The organism is Dehalogenimonas etheniformans, from assembly GCF_014672715.2.
In the GTDB taxonomy this organism is placed as follows: domain Bacteria; phylum Chloroflexota; class Dehalococcoidia; order Dehalococcoidales; family Dehalococcoidaceae; genus Dehalogenimonas; species Dehalogenimonas etheniformans.
Window position 1 is genome coordinate 1,398,314 of sequence record NZ_CP058566.2, and the last position, 22,070, is coordinate 1,420,383.

Below are 22,070 nucleotides of genomic sequence, written 5' to 3' on the forward strand. Positions count from 1 at the left end.
TATTGAACGAAATGACTGCAACCCAAAAGACGACCGACTGGAACCACCGCCACCTCCTTGATGTCGATGATTTCACGCCGGAAGAATTCGAACTTGTTTTCGCGACGGCCGATGCCATGTCTGAAATCCTATCACGACCGATTAAGAAAGTGCCGGCGCTTCGCGGGCAAACGGTGGTCAACCTTTTCTATGAAAATTCGACCCGGACCCGTGCATCGTTCGAGATCGCCGCCAAGAACCTTTCGGCTGATGTCCTAAATGTCACCTCGACAGCTTCCTCAATAACTAAAGGTGAAAGTCTCATTGACACCCTGAAAACGCTGGAAGCACTTGGCGCGAATATCATCGTAATGCGCCATAATTTCTCGGGCGCCCCCTACCTAGCCACCAAACATAGCAAAGCCAATATCATAAACGCCGGAGACGGCTGGCACGCCCACCCCACCCAGGCACTCCTCGACCTGTATACGATCCGGAAACACAAAGGCAGCCTCGCCGGACTCAAGGCTGTTATCGTCGGCGACGTGCGCCACAGCCGGGTAGCCCATTCCAATATCTGGGGTATGACCCGCCTGGGAATGGAGGTAACCGTATGCGGCCCGCCAACCCTCATGCCGTACGGGCTCGAAAACCCCGGCTCAAATTTTCCGAAGGTGCGGGTCGAAAATCAGGTTGAAAAAGCAATCGAAGGCGCCGACTTGGTCATGGCTTTAAGATTACAGCGAGAGAGACAACAGGGCGGCCTGCTGCCTTCGGTTCGAGAATACGTCCAGCGCTACCAGGTTACCTCTGAACGATTGAAAAAAGCTGCAAAAGACGTCCTGGTGATGCACCCCGGTCCCGTGAATGAAGACATCGAACTAGCCACCGAATCAGCCTATGGCGAAAGGTCGGTTATCAACGAGCAGGTGAGTAATGGTGTGGCTATCCGGATGGCGATTCTCTACCTGCTATCCGGCAGACAGGGTGAACTATGAAAAGCATTTTGATTAAAAACGGCAGGTTCATCGACCCGGAACAGAGCAATGACCGTCACACTGACATTGCGCTTATTGATGGCAAAGTGGCCTGGATCGGTAGTGGCACCCTGCCTAAAGACGATTACGAGATTATTGATGCGTCAGGCATGATCGTCGCTCCCGGTTTCATCGATCTGCACACTCACCTTCGGCAGCCGGGATTCGAGGATAAAGAGACAATTGCCACGGGAACTATGGCGGCGGCGAGGGGCGGCTTCACCACAATTTGCGCGATGCCCAACACAAACCCGCCAATCGAGAATCGCTCCATTGTTGATTATGTCAAGTGCGTCGCCTCAAGTGAGGGCATAGTCAGAGTACTCCCCATCGGATGCATCAGCAAAGGGCGCAAGGGCGAAATCCTTGCCGAACTTGGCGAGATGGGAACAGCCGGTGTCATCGGTTTCTCTGATGACGGCTCGCCGGTTCCAGGCGCGCGATTAATGAAACAGGCTATGGAATATGCCGCTGGCCTCGGCTTGCCGATTATCGATCATTGCGAGGAGCCAAGCCTGGCCGAGGGCGGCCAGGTCAACGAAGGCATTATCGCCACGCGGCTGGGGCTCGCTGGCATTCCCAACGCCGCGGAGGAGACGATGGTTGCCCGCGACATCGCCCTGGCTAAGCTGACTGGTGCCCGGATCCACCTTTGCCACATCAGCACCAAAGGTTCGGTCGATCTTATCCGTAATGCTAAAGCCGACAGCGTGCAAGTGACTGCCGAGGCCACCCCCCACCACCTCACCCTGACTGAGGAACGATGCCTGGGATACGACACCAATTCCAAGGTCAACCCGCCGTTAAGAACTCAAACTGATATAGATGCCCTTATCGCAGGACTTATCGACGGGACTATTGAAGCAATAGCAACCGATCACGCTCCACATTCCGAAAATGACAAGTGCTGCGAATTTGCCCTGGCACCCTTTGGCATATCCGGTCTGGAGACAGCTCTGGGAAGCCTTATGAAACTGGTGCACAACGGTAAAATACCGCTGCCTCTCATTATCGAGAAGCTGACCGCCGGACCGGCGCGGATTATAGGCGATGGGTTTGGAGCGACTGGTTCGTTAACGGTTGGCGACCCAGCCGATGTAGTGATTTTCGATCCGAAAGCGGAGTGGACCGTTGATGTTTCAAAATTTGCATCCAAAGGTAAGAATACCCCACTCGCCGGGGAAAAGCTCAAGGGCAAAGTGATCGCCACGATCTATCACGGCAACATCGTTTACAAAGAGGATAACAGATGACCAAACGCGCCATCCTGGTCCTGGCCGATGGTTCGGTCTTTGAAGGGAACAGTTTCGGGGCGGAAAAAGACGCCTTCGGGGAGGTGGTCTTTTCCACCAGCATGACCGGCTATCAGGAAATGTTAACCGACCCATCCTTCGCTGGGCAGATACTTATCCCGACCTTCCCCTTGATCGGCAATTATGGGGTTAACCCTGCGGACTGGGAATCGGACCGGCTGCAGGTTCGAGGTTTTGTGGTCCGGGAAGAATGCGCCGAACCCAGCAACTACCAAACTGAAGCAACGATTGATTCTTATTTGAAACAGGGCGGCACTCCGGGGATATGGGGGCTCGACACCCGCGCCATTACCCGGAAACTACGCAGCCATGGCGTAATGATGGGCATGATAACCTCGGACAAGACGCCGGGGCAAGCGTTCGAAATCCTGCGGATGTCTCCGATATACGGTACGACAGACCTAGTCAAAGAAGTGTCCACCAAAGCGACTTATGACTGGGACTCGGAAGATATACCCGAGACAGCTCCTCGCGTGGCGCTGCTGGACTGCGGCTGCAAGTTCAACATCATGAGGATACTCAGGCATCATGGATGCCGGGTTACGGCCTTCCCTTGCACTGCAACAGCCAAAGAGATGCTAGCCATAAATCCCGACGGAATCCTGTTATCGCCCGGTCCGGGTGATCCGGAACTCCTGGACTACGCCACCGAGACAGTCAGAGGGCTGGTCGACGCTGGTAAGCCGATCATGGGCATCTGCCTGGGCAATCAGATCGTAGCCAAGGCTTTCGGGGGGCATAACTTCAAGCTGAAATTCGGCCACCGCGGCGGTAATCACCCTGTCAAAGACCTGGCTACCGGGCGAGTCCACATTACCGCGCAGAACCACGGCTATGCCGTCGACCCGGAATCTCTCAAAGGCAGCGGATTAGAAGTAACGCACATCAATCTAAACGACGGCACAGTGGAAGGAATGAGGCACAAGACATTGCCGATCTTCACCATCCAGTATCACAGTGAGGCCAGCCCAGGCCCTTTGGATAATACCTATTTGTTCGAACAGTTCATGACTATGATGGGGAGGACCGATGCCCGCTAAACCTTCTAAAGTCCTGATTATCGGTTCCGGTCCAATAGTTATCGGGCAGGCGGCGGAGTTCGATTATGCCGGAACTCAAGCCTGCAAAGCGATGCGCGAGGAAGGCGTGACCAGCGTGCTGGTCAACTCCAACCCGGCAACCATCATGACCGATGAAGAAATCGCCGACATTGTTTACATTGAACCCCTGACCGTGGAATCTGTTTCCCGAATCATCGAACGGGAGCGTCCAGACGGTTTACTACCGACATTGGGCGGCCAGACAGGTCTAAACCTGGCAGTGGATCTGGCCGATGCGGGTGTTTTGGATAAATACAATGTTCGCGTCCTCGGTACGCCAATCGACACGATCCGTAAGGCTGAGGACAGGGAACTCTTCAAGCAACTGTTGCTTTCTATCGGTGAGCATGTTCCCCCCTCTGAGACGGTCACTACCGTTGAAGAAGCAAAGCGTGTTGCCGGGAAGCTGGGGCTGCCTCTCATCATCCGCCCGGCTTACACCCTCGGCGGCACCGGCGGCGGCATCGCCAACGATATGGACGAGTTCGAGGAGATCGCCGCGGGCGGTATCGCCGCCTCACCGATTCACCAGATACTTGTGGAGAAGTCTATCGCCGGTTGGAAAGAGATCGAGTACGAGGTGATGCGGGATGGTGCCAACAACTGCATCACCGTCTGCAACATGGAGAACTTTGATCCGGTTGGCGTACACACCGGCGACTCCATAGTTATCGCCCCTTCGCAAACCCTTACCAATAAGGAATACCAGATGCTGCGGACGGCGTCCATCAATATCATCAGGGCGCTGGGCATCGAGGGTGGATGCAATATCCAGTATGGCCTCGACCCGTACAGCGCCACTTATTATGTCATCGAGGTCAATCCTCGCGTCAGCCGCTCTTCTGCCCTGGCATCGAAGGCAACAGGTTACCCCATCGCCCGCGTGGCAGCTAAAATCGCGACTGGCAAAACGCTCGACCAGATTCCCAACGCAGTCACTGGGAAGACAATGGCTTCGTTCGAACCTGCCCTCGATTACGTAGTGGTCAAGATTCCCCGCTGGCCGTTCGACAAATTTGCCACCGGCGACAGGATCATCAATACCCAGATGAAAGCCACCGGCGAAGTCATGGCCATCGACAGAACCTTCGAAGCGGCCCTACAGAAGGCGGTGCGATCGCTGGAGTTCGGTAAGAAATCTATCTTATGGGAAGACTCATCCTGGGGGCTGGTCGATGACATCTCAAGTTACCCCTTGAAACCGACCGATCTGCGGCTCTGGTCGATCCTGGCGGCGCTACGGCGAGGCATCACGCCGCAGCAGATCTTCCAAGCCACCAGGATCGACCTTTGGTTCCTGAAAAAACTGCTCAATATCATCACGATGGAGAAGCGCTTGCTGTCGGAAACCCTGAACCCGGACCTGCTGCGCGAGGCCAAGAGACTCGGCTTCGGTGATGAACAAATAGCCACCCTGGGCGACCGTTTGCCTGAGCAGGTACGCGAGTTGCGCAAACAGTGGAAAATCCTGCCAACTTACAAGATGGTGGACACCTGCGCCGCCGAATTCGACGCTGAGACCCCTTATTTCTACTCAACCTACGAATCCGAAAACGAAGCCGTGCCCGAAAACTGCGATAAAGCCCTGGTTATCGGCTCAGGGCCGATCCGCATCGGCCAAGGCATCGAGTTCGATTATTGCTCGGTACATGCGGCTATGTCTCTGTCCAAAGCCGGATACCAATCGATTATGGCAAACTCCAATCCGGAAACGGTGTCCACCGACTTCGACACCTCCAATCGCCTCTACTTCGAACCACTCGATAACGAGAGCGTGCGGGATATCCTAGACAATGAAAACTCGGGTTGTTCCCAGCTAACCCCCTCCATCTGCCAGTTCGGCGGTCAAACGGCTATCAACCTGGCATATCCCTTGACTCGCACCAGCAATCCGATCATCGGATCCTCCGCTGAAACCATCGATCTGGCTGAAGACCGCCGGCGTTTTGAAGCCTTTTTATCCGAACTCGACATCCCTCAGGCTCCGGGCGCCGGGGTAACAACGCTCGACGAAGGGCTGAATGTTGCGAACCTAATAGGCTACCCGGTGCTGGTGCGGCCCAGTTACGTGCTGGGCGGCCGGGCTATGGAAATCGTCTACGACGCCTCCGAGTTGGTCCGTTTCATGAAACTGGCGATGGAACTTCAAACCGGCCATCCGGTACTGATCGACAAATACCTTATGGGCAAGGAATGCGAGGTCGATGCCATCGCCGACGGCCAGCAAGTCCTTATTCCGGGCATCATGGAGCACATCGAACGGGCCGGTGTCCATTCGGGAGATTCGATGGCTGTTTACCCTGGGCTCGGCTTGACTCCAGAGGAAAACAAAACCATTGTCGATTACACCACCCGCATAGGCCTCGCCCTCAACGTCCGCGGCCTGATGAACGTCCAGTTCGTCATCATGCGCTCCGAAGGCCAGAGCAAAGTATACATCCTGGAAGTCAACCCCCGAGGTTCGCGCACCGTCCCATTCCTCTCTAAAGTAACCGGCGTGCCGATGGTGGACGTTGCGGTGAACGTGATGCTGGGAAAAAGCCTCAAAGATCAAGGCTACGATGGCGGCTTGTGGCCTGCCCGGCCTCTCGTAGCTATCAAGGCTCCGGTATTTTCAATGTCGAAACTCATCGGTGTAGATACCTACCTTGGTCCTGAGATGAAATCAACGGGAGAAGTCATGGGTGTAGACCATGATATGAAAGGCGCTCTGATCAAAGCCTTGATCGCAGCCGGTCTAGCGTTGCCTCCAGAAGGCAGTATCCTCCTGTCTATCGCAGACCGGGACAAGGCGGAAGCGTTGCCGCTAATCCGTAAATTGCATTCTATCGGTTACCACTTATACGCAACCGAAGGCACGGCGGTGATGATCGAAGTTGCCGGGATGCCGGTGAAAAAGATTTCTAAGAAATTATCTGAAGGTCACCCAAATATCGTGGATATGATAAGACAAGGTATTGTCTCAGGGGTCATCAATACCTCTACCGGCGGCAGGGTGCCGCTTCGGGATGGATTTCATATTCGTCGGGCTGCCGCCGAAAAACGTGTGCCGTGTTTCACCTCTCTCGACACCGCAAGAGTGGCCATCGACGCATTGGCTGACACGGGCTACAATTACAATATTAAATCGATGCCCGAGTATCGCAATGGCAAAGAATAAACCTCAGGCGTGCATGGCAACCGTTCTATCTAACGATGCGGTCATGCCTAATGTTTTCCAATTGAGGTTGCAGTGCCCGGAAATAGCGCATTCAGGCGAACCCGGCCAGTTTGTTATGATCAAATGCGGGGACAATCTGTTGAGACGGCCCATCAGCATCTCTGACGCCAACGGTCCGTCCGAACAATTTAGTCTGCTGATTGCAAAGGTGGGCAAAGGCACCGATTGGCTCTCGAGCGTACGGCCCGGTGACGAACTCGATATTATCGGCGCTCTAGGGAACGGATTCACCATCGACGACCGAACCGAGAGATTGTTGCTCATCGGGGGAGGTATGGGCATTGCTCCGCTCAACTTCTTGGCTTCCAGAGCGACCGGACTGGGGAAAAAAGTTACCTTGATGTTGGGCGCTCGTACGGGCGAACTTCTCTGCCCGTCTTCGCATCTACCCCAGGTCAATGAATGTGTATTCTGCACCGAGGACGCCTCGGTAGGGATTAAGGGGCGTGTCACCGATTGTCCCGACGCTTACATAGAAACCGCCGAACAGATATTTGCCTGCGGACCACTACCCATGTATCGAGCCCTGGCTAAGGACCATCGCTTTGGCGGTAAACCAATGCAGATCTCCCTCGAAGTTCGTATGGCCTGCGGGATCGGGCTTTGCTACGGCTGCACGATTAAAACCAAAAACGGTCAAAAACAAGTTTGTGAGGATGGACCTGTATTTGAGATGGACGATATTTTATGGGACGAATTGGCTGACCTTTAAGGTGATTGCGAAACATTCCAGAGTAGCCCATGAATAATCCTCCAAAATCGATGGACCAAATCCAAATCATAGTAATTGGCGGCGGTGCCGCTGGACTCATCGCCGCTGGCCGGGCGGCTGAACTCGGGGCTAGTGTAACGTTATTGGAACGCATGGACGCCCCGGGGAAGAAACTGCTCATCACCGGCAAAGGCCGCTGCAACATAACCAACACCGCTCTGCTCAAGGAATTCTTGTCCGCTTTCGGCCCGAATGGCAGATTCCTCCACGGGGCTTTTCACCGTTTCTTCCGGGATGAGTTGTTGGACTTCTTCCGCCGCCGCGGCGTCGAAACTGAGAACGAACGGGGGGGAAGGGTCTTTCCCGTTTCGGATAATGCCGCCGATGTCGTTAACGCGCTGGTGTCATACGCTAAGGGAAACGGCGTTGAAATCAGACCAAACAGCCGCGTCGTCGGTATTGAACGAGGCTGCGACGGTATCATTAGCGTCCAGCTCGAGTCCTGCGAGATATTGAGCGCAAAAGCCGTCATCCTGACAACAGGCGGCGCCTCCTACCCGGCCACCGGTTCAGCGGGCGACGGCTTCAAGTTGGCTCGGGGCGTCGGTCACAAAATAAACCCTTTATACCCGGCGCTGGTGCCGCTGGTCCTGAAGGAAACCAGTTTCGCCATTGCCTGCCAGGGCGTAGCTCTCAAAAACATCCGGCTTACTGCTTTTGCTTGTGATAAGGTATCGATCCCGGAAGTGACGATTGAACATGATTACGGTCGCGGCACGGGCTATGAAAAACCGGCAAAACCGATCATCGAGAGCCGTTTCGGTGAGATGTTGTTCACCCATTTCGGCATCGGGGGACCCATCACATTGCTGATGAGCCAGGCAGTGGCGCGGGCACTGGACGCCAGCCCAGTGTCTATAAGCATCGACCTCAAACCCGCACTCTCAAACAAAGAACTCGATACTCGTTTGCAGCGCGAGTTTGCCGCCTCTCCCAAACGCCAACTTCCGGCGATCCTGCGAGAATTATTACCTGAAAAAATGGTAGAGGTAATGGCGGGAATTTCAGGGATTCCCCTGGGACGGACGGCCTCCAATTTCACCATCGAGAATCGTCGTTCCCTGGTCAGGCTCCTCAAGAACTTAACCTTCGAGATAAAGTGCACCCTGCCGCTGGGCGCGGCCATGGTTACCGCCGGCGGCGTCGAACTTACGGAAGTCGATCCCAAGACGATGGCCTCAAAATTGGTGCCCGGTCTATATTTAGCCGGCGAGGTTTTGGATCTGGATGCCGATACAGGGGGATATAATCTCCAGGCGGCGTTCTCAACCGGTTGGGTAGCCGGAGAAGCGGCCGCGAATTTCCTTGAAACAACAGGCACCCGGGAATCCTGAGTTCTCTTAACTTTGCGTTATAATTAATCTAACAAATCGAGCAAAGAGGGCGGTACTTGAAAAAGATAGCTGTACTTACCAGCGGCGGCGACGCACCAGGAATGAATGCCGCCATCAGAGCTATCGTCAGATACGGCACCTCATCCGGTTTCGAAGTCATAGGAACGAATAACGGCTACTCCGGCTTGATTGCCGGAGAATTCCGACCTCTGGGACCACGCGACGTCTCTGGAATCATCCAGTCCGGAGGCACGATCCTGGGATCAAGCCGTTCGAAAGAATTTGAAACCGTGGCCGGAAGACAAAAAGCGATCAACAATCTTGTCTCTTCCGACATCGAGGCATTGATTGTGATAGGCGGCAATGGTTCCCAAACCGGCGCTCACCTCCTGAACCAAATGGGGTTTCCCGTTGTCGGCGTGGCTTCAACGATAGACAACGACTTGTACGGCACCGACCAGAGCATCGGTGTCGACACGGCCCTGAACATCGTGCTGGAAGCCATCGACCGTATCAAAGTCACCGCCTCGTCCCACCACCGTGCCCACATCGTTGAAACCATGGGAAGAAACCACGGTTATCTGGCATTGACCGCCGGCATCGCCGGAGGAGCGGAATGCGTAGTTATCCCTGAAGTTGAAGTTAGCCCTGAACAAATCGCTAGGGTAATCGAGGAAACATATTCACGCGGCAAATCACACTGCCTCATCGTGGTGGCTGAAGGCGCCTACTGGAATGCAATGCGGCTTCAGGAGCACTTCAAGGAAAATCCAAGTTTGGGGTTTTCCATCCGTACCACCATATTGGGTCACGTCCAGAGAGGCGGGGCGCCGACAGCATTCGATAGGATGCTCGGCACTCGAATCGGGATCGCAGCGATAAGGGAACTCGCCTCTGGTCGCTCAGGCTCGCTCCTCGGCCTGGCCTGCGGGGAAATAGAGGCTACCCCGTATGCCGAGGTCGTCAGCCATAAAAAGACACTCGACCTTTCAATCCTTGAGACCGCCGAAAAACTCGCCCGATAAGGAGTTTTAACATAGCAGAGAGTACCATGCCTGCTGAAACCAAAACAAAGCAGCTACTAACACGGCGCAAAGGCGACCAAACCTTTATAAGTACCAATTTGCCACTCGGACTTACTGATAGAAAAATCTTGATAAGGGGAGTGTCCCATGTCCACGCTACTCCTCACGCGGCACGATATCCTAACCCTGATAACGATGCCGGAGACCTTGAAAGCAGTCGAACAGGCCTTCACCGATTACGCGCTTGATAAAGCAGCAATGCCCTCCAAAGCCTACCTGACGTTGCCGTTAGGCGATTTCCGGGCTATGCCGGCATCGGTGCCGGGGGCAGCCGGCTTGAAATGGGTCAACGTGCATCCTGAGAACAATAAACTGGGATTGCCGACGGTGATGGCTATCGTCGTATATTCGGACCCGGAGACCGGCTACCCGTTGGCCATCCTGGATGCTACCGAACTCACGGCATACCGGACGGGGGCAGCCGGCGCCATCGCCAGCAAATACCTTGCCAGAAAGGATGCCAATTCGCTGGGGTTGATCGGTGCGGGCAAACAAGCGCAGACGCAACTTCTGGCTCATTCGGAATTTTTCAAATTCGATGAAATCATGGTGTTCGACCGGTCTTCTGAATCCGCGGAACGGTTCAAGTCTCTATTCCCAAATTATCCGATCAAGATCGTGAGCCTGGAACAAGCCTGCGGCGCCGATATCGTCTGCACTTTGACACCATCAAGAAACCCTTTTTTGAAACTCCGCTGGCTTAAGCCGGGCGCCCATGTCAACGCCATCGGCGCCGACGCAAAGGGCAAAGAGGAACTTGAACCCGAAGTATTGGCAAATTCTATCGTGGTCGTCGATGACATCGAACAATCGACCCACGCCGGAGAACTCAATGTTCCGATTTCTAAGGGTTCATTCGGCATCCAAAACATCTACGCAACCCTTGGTGAATTGACATCAGGTAAAAAAGCGGGACGCAGCGATCCCCAGAAGATTACCGTCTTTGATTCGACCGGGCTGGCAATCCAGGATATCGCGACCGCCCGAACGATTTATACCAAAGCACTCGCAAATCAAGCCGGCTTGAATTTTGATTTCATACAATTTGAACAAACCTATTGAGAAAATTCTGTTGTTTTGAAAAGCATTCGAACAAATTCTTATAATGATTCACTTCATTTTTATCTTCGGCGCAGCTTCAATAAGAAACAATGAACGCAAGTAAAACCAGAACGGCCCCCATTTCGGTGCGAATGCTGTCGGCCGGAGTCCTGGCTTTTATCGGGTTTTACGTCTTATCAAGGACCGATTACCTCCTTTTCCACAGCATTGTGGAACTGCTTGGTGTCGCTGTCACATTCAGCATCTTCGTTATCTCCTGGAATGCCCGTCGCTTCATATCTAACGATTATCTGCTGTTTATCGGCATCGGTTTTTTATTCGTCAGTATTTTGGGCACGATGCACACCCTGTCCTACCGGGGTATGGGGATTTTTAACGACTTCGAACCTACCAACCTTGCGGCTCAATTTTGGATCGCCGCCCGATACCTTCAAAGCCTGACACTAATCCTGGCGCCGCTATTCATCCACAGCCGGTTGAATTCCAACGCAGCGTTCACGGTGTTTGGAATCGCCACAGCTCTGATATTGATTTCAATTCTCGTCTGGCAGGTTTTCCCTACCGCTTTCATTGTGGGAAGCGGCCTCACCGCTTTCAAAATAATCAGCGAGTATATCATCTCCGGCATCCTGGTTGGCGCCATCTTGTTATTGCGGCGTGACCGAGACGAATTCGGTCCTAATGTCATCACCTTCCTCACCGTCGCCATGCTGGCGAACATCGGATCGGAGATGGCATTTACCCTGTATACCGATGCGTACGGTTTTCTGAACGCCGTCGGGCACTTCCTGATCCTCGTTTCGATCTACTTCATCTACAAGGCGATCATCGAGACCGGACTGTCCCGCCCCTTCGACCTGATGTTCCGCCAATTGAAGCTGAACGAAGAGCACTTCGAGGAACGGGCTAACGAGCTACAGCGTTTTGAACTCCTGTCGAACAACTCCCGCGACATCATCCTGATGGTCAGGGCGGACGATGGGCGCATCGTTGAGGCCAACACAGCCGCTACCTCCGCCTACGGTTATGACCGGGAAGAACTCTTGCATTTGAAAATCGGAGATCTCAGGGCTGCGCCTGAACAGGAAATGATTTCCCGGCAAATGGCGGAGGCCAACGAAAAAGGCATCATGTTTGAAACAGTTCACCGGCGTCGCGACGGCAGCGAATTTCCGGTTGAAGTCAGTTCCCGGGGAGCTACCATCGCCGGCACCAGACTTTTGCTGTCTGTCATCCGCGATATTACGGACCGCAAAAAGGTAGAGGACGCTCTGAAAACGAGCGAGGCCAAGCTCCGGGTGCAGTTGGACTATATACTCTCATCGGAAGCTCATCCGGTCGAGTACGACCTGGGCGCCGTCCTTGACCTGCCTGCGGTTCAGAACATGATGGAAGACCTATATAAGGTGACAGGAATAGGGTTTTCAATTATCGATCTCAAGGGCAAGGTTCTGGTTGGCACCGGATGGCAGGAGATCTGTACGGAATTCCATCGAAAAAATCCGCGGGCCTGCGCTAACTGCATCGAGAGCGATTTAGCCTTGACTCGGGGCGTTGCACGAGGCGAATTCAAAACGTATAAGTGCAAAAATAACATGTGGGATATCGTCACACCCCTATATATTGGCGACCGTCATGTCGGCAACGTCTTTACCGGCCAATTTTTCTTTGACGACGAACAACTTGACGAAAGCCGTTTTTTGAAACAGGCGGATGAATTCGGTTTCGATAGGTCCGCGTACATTACCGCCTTGAAACGGGCGCCACACCATAGCCGGGTTAAAGTCGCCGCCCTGATGGATTTTTTCACTCGATTTTCATCGATGGTATCGGAACTGGGGTACTCCAACCTGAAACTAGCCAAAGCCAAGGCAGATATCGAAAGAACTGCGGAAGCCCTTCGTCAGAGTGAACAACAATACCGCATTGTCGCGGACTTCACCCACGATTGGGAATACTGGCTGAGCCCGGCTGGCGAGTTCTATTACAACTCTCCTTCCTGTGAGGCGATCACTGGATATTCGAGGGAAGAGTTCAACAACGACCATACCCTAATCACCCGGATCGTCCACTCTGATGACCGCGAACTGCTGACGAATCATCTCTCGGCTTCGGCAGTCGACCAGGACGAGAGTGAACTCCGGTTTCGTATCATCCGCAAGGACGGCCAGGAGCGCTGGCTGGGCCATGTCTGCCGACCGGTTTACGATGCTCACGGGTCGCCGCTGGGCCGCCGCGCGTCGAACCGGGATATCACCACAAATGTCGAGGCGGAACAGGAAGTCAAGAGAAGCCGGCAGGACTTAGCCAGAGCCCAGGAAGTTGGCAAGATCGGCAACTGGTTTATGGACACTCGCCGTAACATCCTCACCTGGTCCGACGAAACCTACCGTATTTTCGAGGTGCCTACAGGCGAAGCCATAACCTATGAACGCTTTTTAGCCAGCGTTCACCCCGATGACAGGCGGTTTGTGGACGATAGCTGGCAGGCCGCCCTCAGTCAGCAGAAACCGTATGACATTGAGCACCGCCTCGTAGTTAACGACCGTTTGAAATGGGTGCGGGAGAAAGCTGAGTTGGAATTTGGCCACGACGGTTCGCTCCTCGGCGGCTTCGGTATCGTCCACGATATCACCAACCGTAAAAAAGCTGAAGAAGCTGTCAAAGCAGCGGCAGAGGAATGGCAGGCAACTTTCGATTCGATTAACGACATCATCATGCTCCTCGATCCCGAGCACAAAATAATCCGTGCCAATCGAGCCTTCACCGAGACATTCAAAATCCCTGTTGAACAGGCAGTGGGAAAATATTGCTACGAAGTCGTCCATGCCGCAGCTCATCCGCCGGCTTTCTGTCCCCACCGGCGCACCATGAACTGCGGAGCCGAAGCCAAAGAAGAATTCATGGAACCGAAATTGGGCATATTTATCGAAGCCACGACCTTGCCGATCATCGACGTCGACGGAAAATGCGTCGGCAGCGTCCACATCGTAAAAAACATCCACGAAAGGAAGCTGGCCGAAGCCGAGCGGGAAAAATTACATCAACAGATCGATGAACAGCGCCGTCTGCTGCAAAATACCCTGGACCAACTGCCTACCGGAGTAGTCATCCGGGACGCGCACGGAACGCTGGTTATGGCCAGCAGTCAATTTGCGCGCATTTTCGGCGAACCGCCGTCAAGTGAAAACACGTTCGACTTGAGCCGCAGCTATCACCGGGATGGAAGATCATACCTAGCATCTGAATGGCCGATGAACCGGACGATCGCCACAGGCGAAGCGGTCGATAATGAAGAGATGGACATTGTCCGCAAAGACACCAGCCGCGCCACGGTGGTTGCCTCAACGAGCCCGATCCGCAACGATACAGGACAGATCATCGCCTATGTCGGAGTGTTCCGTGACATCTCCGACAGCAAGCGTGCCGAACAAGCAATCCAGGAACTGAACGCCAGTCTGGAACGCCGTGTCGAACAGCGCACCATGGAATTGGAGACCGCTTACGCCGACCTTTCCGAGCAACTAAGGTTCCGAGCTGAGGCTGAAGAATCCCTCCGTTCATTGTCCAGCAGGCTGCTCTCGATCCAGGAGGAGGAGCGGCGGGCGATCGCCCGGGAACTCCACGATCAAACTGGCCAGAGCCTGACAGTGCTGAAGCTTATGTTCGGCCGGGCCGACCGCATGGCGCCTGAGGAAATGAAACCGATCCTCAAAGACACGGGGAACCTTATCGCAGAGATCATCAAACAGGTGCGGAGCCTGTCGTTGTCGCTTCGACCGGGCATCCTCGATGATTTGGGTCTGGTAGCCGCGATGGAATGGCTTTTCAAACAACTCAAGGCGCAAACGGATCTTCAGGTTCATTTTGAACACGATGAAATATCGGGTTTGTCTTCAGATATGAACACGGTAATTTACCGTATCACTCAGGAAGCACTGACCAACATTATGCGGCATGCGGGCGTGAAAGAAGTATGGGTTCAGATGTCGATCAAGGATCACACTCTCACTTTGAAAATCGAAGATCATGGCCGCGGATTCGATCCCGCTGCATCAAGCATGTCAACCGGGCTGTCGGCAATGCGAGAGAGAGCCGCTTTATTGGGTGGAACATACTCGCTTGAATCCAGTCCGGGTAAAGGCACGATTATCAACGTAAATTTACCTTATAAACCAACTAAGTAAACCTGTTTAACATAATTAGTCCCATTCAGACGACTAAATACGTATCATTACGTATTTTTTTAATACCTGGTTCCGCCTAAAATACAATTATGAAATCATTGGGCGACGACGGTGTTTGGGATATGACTACGATAGTTCTAGCGGATGATCACAAAATTGTGCGGCAGGGTGTTCGCGCTCTGCTGGAATACGAGCCCGACTTCGATATTGTGGGCGAAGCCGGAAGCGGCAGTGAAGCTTTGTCACTGTTAGAAACAACCATCCCTGACGTGCTTGTAACAGACCTCTCGATGCCCGGGCTCACTGGAATCGAACTGGCTGATGAAATCAGAAAACGCCGATGGCCGACGAAGGTGATTATACTTTCGATGCACGGTGATGAACCATATGTAGCCAGGGCGATGGCCTGCGGCGCCTCGGGATATATCTTGAAAGAATCAGGGGTTGAGCATACGGTAAACGCCATCAGGGAAGCCCTGGCGGGCGGTCGTTACGTCAGCCCTCCCCTGGTGATGCCTTCGATCAACTGACACAAATAAATCAATTAAGATCGGCCGTCAATAAGTCTTTTCGCGGTTGATCCCGGTGGTCTTTCGATTTATCCTCCCCCTGGAATCTTATGTACTCAAGCCCAAGATGCTGATAAACTAAGACCGTTGTTAGTAACTCAATAGCTTGAGGAGACAGTATGCCTGAGTCTTCCGGATCCAGCGGAGTTCCCTTCCGAGGCAAGATTTTCCCCCATTTCACACACGGCATCGCCTGCGATATCACCGAAACTATCGGCAATACCCCTCTTGTGCGTCTGAACAGGGTGAGCGCCGGGACCGGCGCTGAACTCGTAGCCAAACTCGAATCTTTCAACCCTTTGCATTCGGTCAAAGACCGGATCGGCGTCGCCATGATCATCGATGGCGAGGCAACAGGGAAACTCAAACCCGGCGCCACGATAGTCGAACCGACTTCAGGCAACACGGGGATCGCGTTAGCTTTTACCGCGGCGGCCCGGGGCTACCACCTGATATTGACCATGCCGGACACTTTTTCGGTGGAACGGCGCCAGTTATTCACCATTCTCGGTGCCGAGTTAGTCTTGACCCCCGGTGCCGAGGGTATGCCTGGAGCAATACGCAAAGCCCAAGAAATAGTCGACGCCAATCCGGGTTTTTTCATGCCCCAACAATTTAAGAATCCGGCAAATCCTGAAATCCACCGTTTGACCACTGCCGAAGAAATCTGGCGGGACACGGGGGGGAAGGTCGATGCCATTGTCGCCGGGGTTGGCACCGGCGGCACGATTACCGGAGTTGCCGAAGTTCTTAAGACCCGGAAGCCGTCTTTCAAGGCTTTCGCTGTCGAGCCGGCGTCTTCGCCGGTGATCTCCGGCGGCAGTCCTGGTCCCCACCGGATACAGGGCATCGGTGCAGGTTTTGTTCCAAGGAACCTGCGGACGGATTTGATAGACGAGGTGATCGAAGTCAGCGATGATGCTGCCGGGGAGATGACCCGACGTCTCGCCAAAGAAGAGGGAATCCTGGCGGGTATTTCTTCCGGCGCAGCGGTATGGGCAGCAGTCGAAATTGGAAAACGGCCGGAGATGAAAGGCAAATTGATTGTCGTAATTTTGCCGGACACGGGGGAAAGGTACCTTTCCACCTGGGTCTTTAAAGGGAGCTAATCTTCAGGAGCAGAGAATATAATGGATTGGCGAGACCTGGTCATCGATGGTTACGGCCGGATTTTTGAACTGCTCGACCCGGCGCTCCAGGCTGGCTTGGGAATAAGAATCCGATCGTCTTGTTGTTAACTTATCATGAACTATATACAATATCCCAAACCGATCTTCTGAGTTCGGGCAAGGCCCGCGAAGGTGAACATCGATGCCCTCCTTAAAAGATATTCTGGCGGTCATCATGGGCGGCGGCCGCGGCACCCGCCTGCACCCCCTGACCGCTCTGAGGGCTAAGCCTGCCATCCCCCTGGCGGGTAAATACCGCCTCATCGATATCCCCATCTCCAATTGCATCAACTCCAGCATATTCAGGATCAGTGTCCTCACCCAGTTCAACTCAGCTTCACTCAACCGTCATGTTAGCCAGACCTATCAGCTCGACCGGTTCCACGCCGGATTTATCGAAATCCTGGCTGCCGAACAAACTGTGATCACCAGCGATTGGTACCAGGGAACGGCGGATGCCCTGAGGAAACAGCTGATTCAAATCCAGTCCGCCAACCCCTCCGATATCCTCATACTAGCCGGGGATCATCTCTACCGCATGGATTATTCTAAAATGGTCGAGTGTCACTGGTCTTCCGGGGCGGATATCACCGTCGGCGTTATCCCGATCGGCGGAGAGGAAGTCGACAGATTCGGGGTCCTGAAACGCAGCGCCGACGGCAGAATCATTTCTTTCAATGAGAAGCCCAAAGACCCGGCATCCCAGGCCGCCATGGTCAGCTATCCGGATCGAACCAACTGCTATCTCGGTTCAATGGGCATCTACGTTTTTAAAGCCGGCGTTCTTGCCGATATCCTGACGAATAAACCGGATTTCGTCGATTTCGGAAAGGATGTTATTCCCTGGGCTGTCGATAATCTGACTGTTTTCAGCTATGAATTCGATGGCTACTGGCGAGATATCGGTACTATTCGCTCGTTTTACGAGACCAATCTCGAACTGACACGCCAGGACGCGCCTTTCAACTTTTACGACCCTCGAGGACCGATTTACACCCACGCACGGTTTTTGCCCGGTTCGATTATCGAGGATTCAAGCCTGCACGATGTTTTGCTCGGAGACGGTTGCCTGGTCAAGAGTTCCAGCGTCATTCACTCGGTGGTTGGCGTCCGCAGCCAGATACGGCGCGGCAGTGTCATCAGCGATTCTGTGCTAATGGGTGCCGACTGCTACCGGGCCGACAACCACGATCGGCCGATCGGTATCGGCGAGAAATGCTACATCCAGGGCGCCATCATCGATAAAAACGTCAGCATTGGAGCCGGCACCGTGATCAAACCGTTCCCACGCGGCACCAACGCCGATCACGGCAGCTGGGTTATCCAGGACGGCATTGTCGTCGTGCCCAAGGGGACCGTGCTGCCTGAAGGCACTATCATCGAGCCTGAGACCATCGCCAAGCAGTTGACGTTCTAAGTCCGATGCCTGAAAAATCAAGAGGTCCATCCAACCCTCGGTTCGTTATCACCATGGCTTCGGCAGAAATTGTCCCGTTTGCCAAAACGGGCGGACTGGCGGATGTCGTCGGCGCGTTATCCCAAACCTTAGCTTCGTCGGGAGCCAAGGTTAACCTTGCGATGCCGGCTTATCGTGCCGTAATCGCGAATTTTTTGGCGAAACAGAAACCGTCTACCACCCTCGCCATCCGCATCGGTGACAAGATCGTCGGCGTGCAGCTTTACAAAAAACGCATTGGGCGGTCTCTGAATGCCTTTTTTATCCGAGCGGATGAGTATTTCGACCGTGAATGCCTCTACGGGGACGATTCGGGAGACTACTCTGACAATGCGGAGCGTTTCGCCTTTTTCTCTAGGGCCGTTCTCGAGGTCGCGACCATAACCCGCAGCAAGATAATCCATCTGCACGATTGGCAGGCGGCACCCACAGCCGCGTTCCTCAGGCTGCAACCTGAAAGATATCCTGCGCTATCGGATACAAGGGTCGTCCTGACCATTCACAATCTCTCTTATCAGGGTCTATTCGGCACGGATCATTGGCCGGCGCTTGACCTTGATTGGCGTCATTTCAACCCTTCGCAATTCGAGTTCTGGGGCAAGATAAACTACCTGAAGTCCGGTATCGCAACCGCCCACCGGTTGACCACCGTCAGCCCAACTTACGCCCTGGAGATTCAGCAGGACGGTGGCGGATTTGGCCTCGAAGGGTTGCTGAGAGAACGCGCAGAGGATCTCTCCGGGATTTTGAACGGGATCGACTACGAGGTCTGGAACCCAAATACTGATTCGTACATCAAGGAACGTTTCGGTGCAACGGACGCATCGGGGAAAACCGAATGCAAGCGTTTTCTGCAGGATTGTTACGGGCTTGAACCAGATCCAAATGTGCCGATAGCCTGTGTCGTAACTCGTCTAGTGGAAGGCAAAGGCCTGGAGCTGATCATGGATATCAGCCAACAACTTCTTATGAAGGATGTCCAGCTCCTGGTACTCGGCCGGGGCGAGAGGCGTTATGAAGAATATTTTATGGAACTCGCACGTAAGAACACTGGCCGCGTCGGTACCAGAATTGCCTTCGATGAAGCCGCCGCCCACCAGATGATCGCCGGAGCGGATATCCTCCTGATGCCGTCGAAAAGGGAGCCTTGCGGCCTTACCCAGATGTACGCGGTAAGGTACGGTACCGTCCCGATAGTCAGGCGGACCGGAGGCCTTGCCGATTCAGTTGAACCATATGACGCTACAAACCATCGCGGAACAGGTTTCGTGTTCGATGATTTTTCCGGGAAAGACCTGGTCGAAGCCGTCGACAGGGCACTTTCTGTGTACCACAATGAAATTGAATGGAAGTCACTCGTCCACCGGGCTATGACGGCCGACCATTCATGGGACCGTTCAATGCGGCAGTACCTGCGTTTGTACCAAGATCAACTTCAGAATCAGTCTATCCATCGATCAGGTTAAGGCAATACCCACTTCCGGAAAAGCGCGCCCAAATCCTTGCCCGAACACGATTGGAACCAATTCTGAAATGACGCCGTGTTTACCACCTGCCACTCGAAATTCTTGCAGTAGGCTTGCAGGCAGTCTTCGAAAACAAGACCTCCGATACAATCCGACAGCGCCGCCACGAACAGCGGTCCGCGTCCGTAAATAATGGAACCGTAGGTATATCCCGGGTACGACGACACCGGCATCCCGATCGGAATTTCAGCTTTGAGCGTCCGTGACCAAAAACTGTTCCAACCGGACTTCGTGACGTTCCAGCCGTCCTGGCCGTGAACGTCGATATAGTAAAGGCTGGTTACATATTGGGTCAGGGACTCATCGAGCCATGGCTGGTTCACTTGATCACTGCCGACCAGATTGTAAAACCACTGGTGCGCCGTTTCATGGGCGACCGTTTCTTCCAGCAATGCCAGATTATCGTAGACGCTCATCCCGACGCAGACGATGCCGGGGTATTCCATACCGATGCCGCCTCCGGAGAGGGCTAGCGGCACGATGTCGAATTCGGTGTAGGGATATAAGCCGAACCTGTCGCCATATGCTTTCAAAGCGTCCGTCGCCGTTGATAAAGCCTTGTCAGCCCCGTCCTGCTCTCCGGGGAGGTAGTAGCTGTTTACGGTTGTTTCGCCGATAGTCGAACTCTTCCTGGATAATTGGTCGCTGGCCACCAGGTAAAAATCTCGAGCCGGGCCGTCAGCAAATCTGACTATCTGGTTCAGTCCCTGCCTTTCGCCGCCGATCTCAACTCCTGAAGACACCAGGGTTACGTTCGAAGGCGCAGTGACTGTCGCCAGAAAAAAAGCGGCGTCATTATAGGTTTTATCTCCGTCAGGATCGGTAGACTCGATATGCCAGCCGCTCTCGTCGTAGACCGGGATGATCGGAAAGAAAGAATCAAGAGCAAGCACTCCATTAAAATAGCCCAAAAGACCAAAATTTTGTTCGGCCGTTAAAGGGAGCGTCAAGCTAAAATCCAAGCTGATTGTAATCTCGTCATCTGGTTTTAATGCCTCGGGAAGAGTTACTTTCAGAGCCGATGAACTTGAAGTTGTCTCGAAATTTGCCGGTTTTCCATCTACAAAAACGACTGAAACGACTTCCTGCCCGCCTGATTCGTTGGGGAACAACCTGAAATATAACGATGACAACTCAACCGTCTCCCGGTTGACGTAATGCGCCTCTTCGTGCCCGGTAACCGTTCCGAAACCTGGGGCAATACTCACATCCAAATGGTAGACAGTCAGCTCCGACATCGTTGCCATGGAGGCGTGTTCGCTCTGAATGAGATTGGGCTCATAAATACTCAAGTCTTGCCAATCGACATCTGGTGCAGTGGTTAACGCGGGAGTGCAGCCACCGGCGCCAACCAGCAAGACAAGTATGACGGTCAGCAATATCGAATTGACGGACGAAATCAACTTTTGGTACATGTTTATCGCTACATTTTAACCCATGGGAGATCCGGGCTGAACCAGCCCATTTGGAGAATCTGGTTTGCAGAAAACCGGGCTGATATGCTATATTTCGATTCTGTCCTCGTGGGGCCGTAGTTCACTTGGGAGAACGTTTGACTGGCAGTCAAAAGGTAGAGGGTTCGATCCCCTCCGGCTCCACCAATTTGCCTTCTTTTCATTTCTACATTCTATTCAGTGATTCCTACAACCCATAGCGCCTTGTCTATTCAGAGACCTGGTCAGGAAGTTAGAGGGTTCGATCCCCCACCCCTGAACCAAATTCCTCGCACGACCAGCTGATTTCCTCATTTTTTACAGATTTGTTTTTCCGACCCCAAAAAGCTTTTTTTGCGAAACGATTCGGTTTTAATTAGCTTTACCGCAAACGCAAGATTCGTTTCCGAAATCAAATCTTCTGAAAGACCGTCCCTTCAGTAGCAACTAACCTCGGAAGCCTCTCCCGGCTTTCCAATGAACTCATTGCGCGAAACCAGATGACGCAATTCATTTCATAATTTGCTTCAGACACATTTGTGCTGTTTTCATTCATGGGGTATTATAGCACATAAGTTCACTATGTCAAGCGACTCATGTCGTTTTTGGCAGGGAATATTTGTTATGTACTATGCTCGCTATGTTGATATACCTGAAATCCTTCACCTAAACGCATTCAGAATAACCTTCGCAATCCTGCTGCGAAATTTATTGTAGGTAAACACTCCCCCAACTCAATTTAATTACGTATTTTTACCCCGTAAAACACGTAAGAATACGGATAGTGTCTAAGCTTGATGAAACGCATAATACGTAAAAAGTCTTAGA

At 53.3% G+C, this 22,070-nt stretch carries 14 protein-coding genes and 1 tRNA gene; 14 read left to right on the forward strand and 1 reads right to left on the reverse strand.

Annotated features, from left to right (window positions below; all coding sequences use genetic code 11):
- Positions 1-11: 11 nt before the first annotated feature.
- The 13 genes from HX448_RS07005 to glgA all read left to right on the forward strand — a co-directional run bounded on the left by HX448_RS07005 (position 12) and on the right by glgA (position 19,749).
- Complete coding sequence (locus tag HX448_RS07005; RefSeq protein WP_102330526.1) at positions 12-977, forward strand: aspartate carbamoyltransferase catalytic subunit; 966 nt, start codon at positions 12-14, stop codon at positions 975-977.
- Positions 974-2,269 carry a dihydroorotase gene (locus tag HX448_RS07010; RefSeq protein ID WP_102329979.1) on the forward strand — a complete coding sequence of 432 codons (1,296 nt, stop codon included), beginning with the start codon at positions 974-976 and terminating at the stop codon, positions 2,267-2,269. The genes HX448_RS07005 and HX448_RS07010 overlap by 4 nt, the downstream gene beginning before the upstream one ends.
- Positions 2,266-3,369, forward strand: coding sequence for a glutamine-hydrolyzing carbamoyl-phosphate synthase small subunit (carA, locus tag HX448_RS07015; RefSeq protein WP_102329978.1), 1,104 nt, complete (start codon positions 2,266-2,268; stop codon positions 3,367-3,369). Before HX448_RS07010 ends, carA begins: the two co-directional genes overlap by 4 nt.
- Complete coding sequence (gene carB / locus HX448_RS07020; protein WP_102329977.1) at positions 3,359-6,589, forward strand: carbamoyl-phosphate synthase large subunit; 3,231 nt, start codon at positions 3,359-3,361, stop codon at positions 6,587-6,589. Before carA ends, carB begins: the two co-directional genes overlap by 11 nt.
- A complete protein-coding gene (locus tag HX448_RS07025) occupies positions 6,576-7,361 on the forward strand; it encodes a dihydroorotate dehydrogenase electron transfer subunit (RefSeq protein WP_102329976.1) in 786 nt (261 codons plus the stop codon). Before carB ends, HX448_RS07025 begins: the two co-directional genes overlap by 14 nt.
- Before the next feature lie 29 nt (positions 7,362-7,390).
- The gene (locus HX448_RS07030) at positions 7,391-8,755 is read left to right on the forward strand and encodes a BaiN/RdsA family NAD(P)/FAD-dependent oxidoreductase (RefSeq protein ID WP_226846690.1); all 1,365 of its coding nucleotides are present in this window, start codon (positions 7,391-7,393) and stop codon (positions 8,753-8,755) included.
- A 56-nt stretch (positions 8,756-8,811) separates the two neighbouring features.
- On the forward strand, positions 8,812-9,780 hold the full coding sequence (locus tag HX448_RS07035; RefSeq protein ID WP_102329975.1) for an ATP-dependent 6-phosphofructokinase: 969 nt from the start codon (positions 8,812-8,814) through the stop codon (positions 9,778-9,780).
- A 147-nt stretch (positions 9,781-9,927) separates the two neighbouring features.
- Positions 9,928-10,902: an ornithine cyclodeaminase family protein gene (locus tag HX448_RS07040; protein WP_102329974.1), complete on the forward strand. Its 975-nt coding sequence runs from the start codon at positions 9,928-9,930 to the stop codon at positions 10,900-10,902.
- Positions 10,903-10,991: 89 nt separating this feature from the next.
- The gene (locus tag HX448_RS07045) at positions 10,992-15,089 is read left to right on the forward strand and encodes an MASE3 domain-containing protein (RefSeq protein WP_102329973.1); all 4,098 of its coding nucleotides are present in this window, start codon (positions 10,992-10,994) and stop codon (positions 15,087-15,089) included.
- 89 nt (positions 15,090-15,178) lie between these two features.
- Entirely contained in the window at positions 15,179-15,619 is a 441-nt protein-coding gene (locus tag HX448_RS07050; RefSeq protein WP_102329972.1) for a response regulator, read from the forward strand.
- 158 nt (positions 15,620-15,777) lie between these two features.
- Positions 15,778-16,767 carry a cysteine synthase A gene (gene cysK / locus HX448_RS07055; protein WP_102329971.1) on the forward strand — a complete coding sequence of 330 codons (990 nt, stop codon included), beginning with the start codon at positions 15,778-15,780 and terminating at the stop codon, positions 16,765-16,767.
- Between the two features lie 202 nt (positions 16,768-16,969).
- The gene (locus tag HX448_RS07060; RefSeq protein ID WP_102329970.1) at positions 16,970-18,244 is read left to right on the forward strand and encodes a glucose-1-phosphate adenylyltransferase; all 1,275 of its coding nucleotides are present in this window, start codon (positions 16,970-16,972) and stop codon (positions 18,242-18,244) included.
- Positions 18,245-18,249: 5 nt separating this feature from the next.
- A complete protein-coding gene (gene glgA, locus HX448_RS07065; RefSeq protein WP_102329969.1) occupies positions 18,250-19,749 on the forward strand; it encodes a glycogen synthase GlgA in 1,500 nt (499 codons plus the stop codon).
- Here glgA and HX448_RS07070 read toward each other — a convergent pair.
- A complete protein-coding gene (locus HX448_RS07070; protein ID WP_102329968.1) occupies positions 19,746-21,224 on the reverse strand; it encodes a M1 family metallopeptidase in 1,479 nt (492 codons plus the stop codon). The genes glgA and HX448_RS07070 overlap by 4 nt on opposite strands.
- Before the next feature lie 110 nt (positions 21,225-21,334).
- Between HX448_RS07070 and HX448_RS07075 the strand changes: the two genes are divergently transcribed.
- Positions 21,335-21,410: transfer RNA gene (locus HX448_RS07075), tRNA-Ala, on the forward strand.
- Positions 21,411-22,070: the final 660 nt, after the last annotated feature.

Bases quoted from the DNA above. Each gene is read 5' to 3' on its own strand.
- HX448_RS07045 (WP_102329973.1), top strand. From the start codon at position 10,992: ATGAACGCAAGTAAAACCAGAACGGCCCCCATTTCGGTGCGAATGCTG.
- HX448_RS07030 (WP_226846690.1), top strand. From the start codon at position 7,391: ATGAATAATCCTCCAAAATCGATGGACCAAATCCAAATCATAGTAATT.
- HX448_RS07060 (WP_102329970.1), top strand. From the start codon at position 16,970: ATGCCCTCCTTAAAAGATATTCTGGCGGTCATCATGGGCGGCGGCCGC.
- HX448_RS07040 (WP_102329974.1), top strand. From the start codon at position 9,928: ATGTCCACGCTACTCCTCACGCGGCACGATATCCTAACCCTGATAACG.
- glgA (WP_102329969.1), top strand. From the start codon at position 18,250: ATGCCTGAAAAATCAAGAGGTCCATCCAACCCTCGGTTCGTTATCACC.
- carA (WP_102329978.1), top strand. From the start codon at position 2,266: ATGACCAAACGCGCCATCCTGGTCCTGGCCGATGGTTCGGTCTTTGAA.
- HX448_RS07070 (WP_102329968.1), bottom strand. From the start codon at position 21,224: ATGTACCAAAAGTTGATTTCGTCCGTCAATTCGATATTGCTGACCGTC.
- carB (WP_102329977.1), top strand. From the start codon at position 3,359: ATGCCCGCTAAACCTTCTAAAGTCCTGATTATCGGTTCCGGTCCAATA.
- HX448_RS07005 (WP_102330526.1), top strand. From the start codon at position 12: ATGACTGCAACCCAAAAGACGACCGACTGGAACCACCGCCACCTCCTT.
- HX448_RS07050 (WP_102329972.1), top strand. From the start codon at position 15,179: ATGAAATCATTGGGCGACGACGGTGTTTGGGATATGACTACGATAGTT.
- cysK (WP_102329971.1), top strand. From the start codon at position 15,778: ATGCCTGAGTCTTCCGGATCCAGCGGAGTTCCCTTCCGAGGCAAGATT.
- HX448_RS07025 (WP_102329976.1), top strand. From the start codon at position 6,576: ATGGCAAAGAATAAACCTCAGGCGTGCATGGCAACCGTTCTATCTAAC.
- HX448_RS07010 (WP_102329979.1), top strand. From the start codon at position 974: ATGAAAAGCATTTTGATTAAAAACGGCAGGTTCATCGACCCGGAACAG.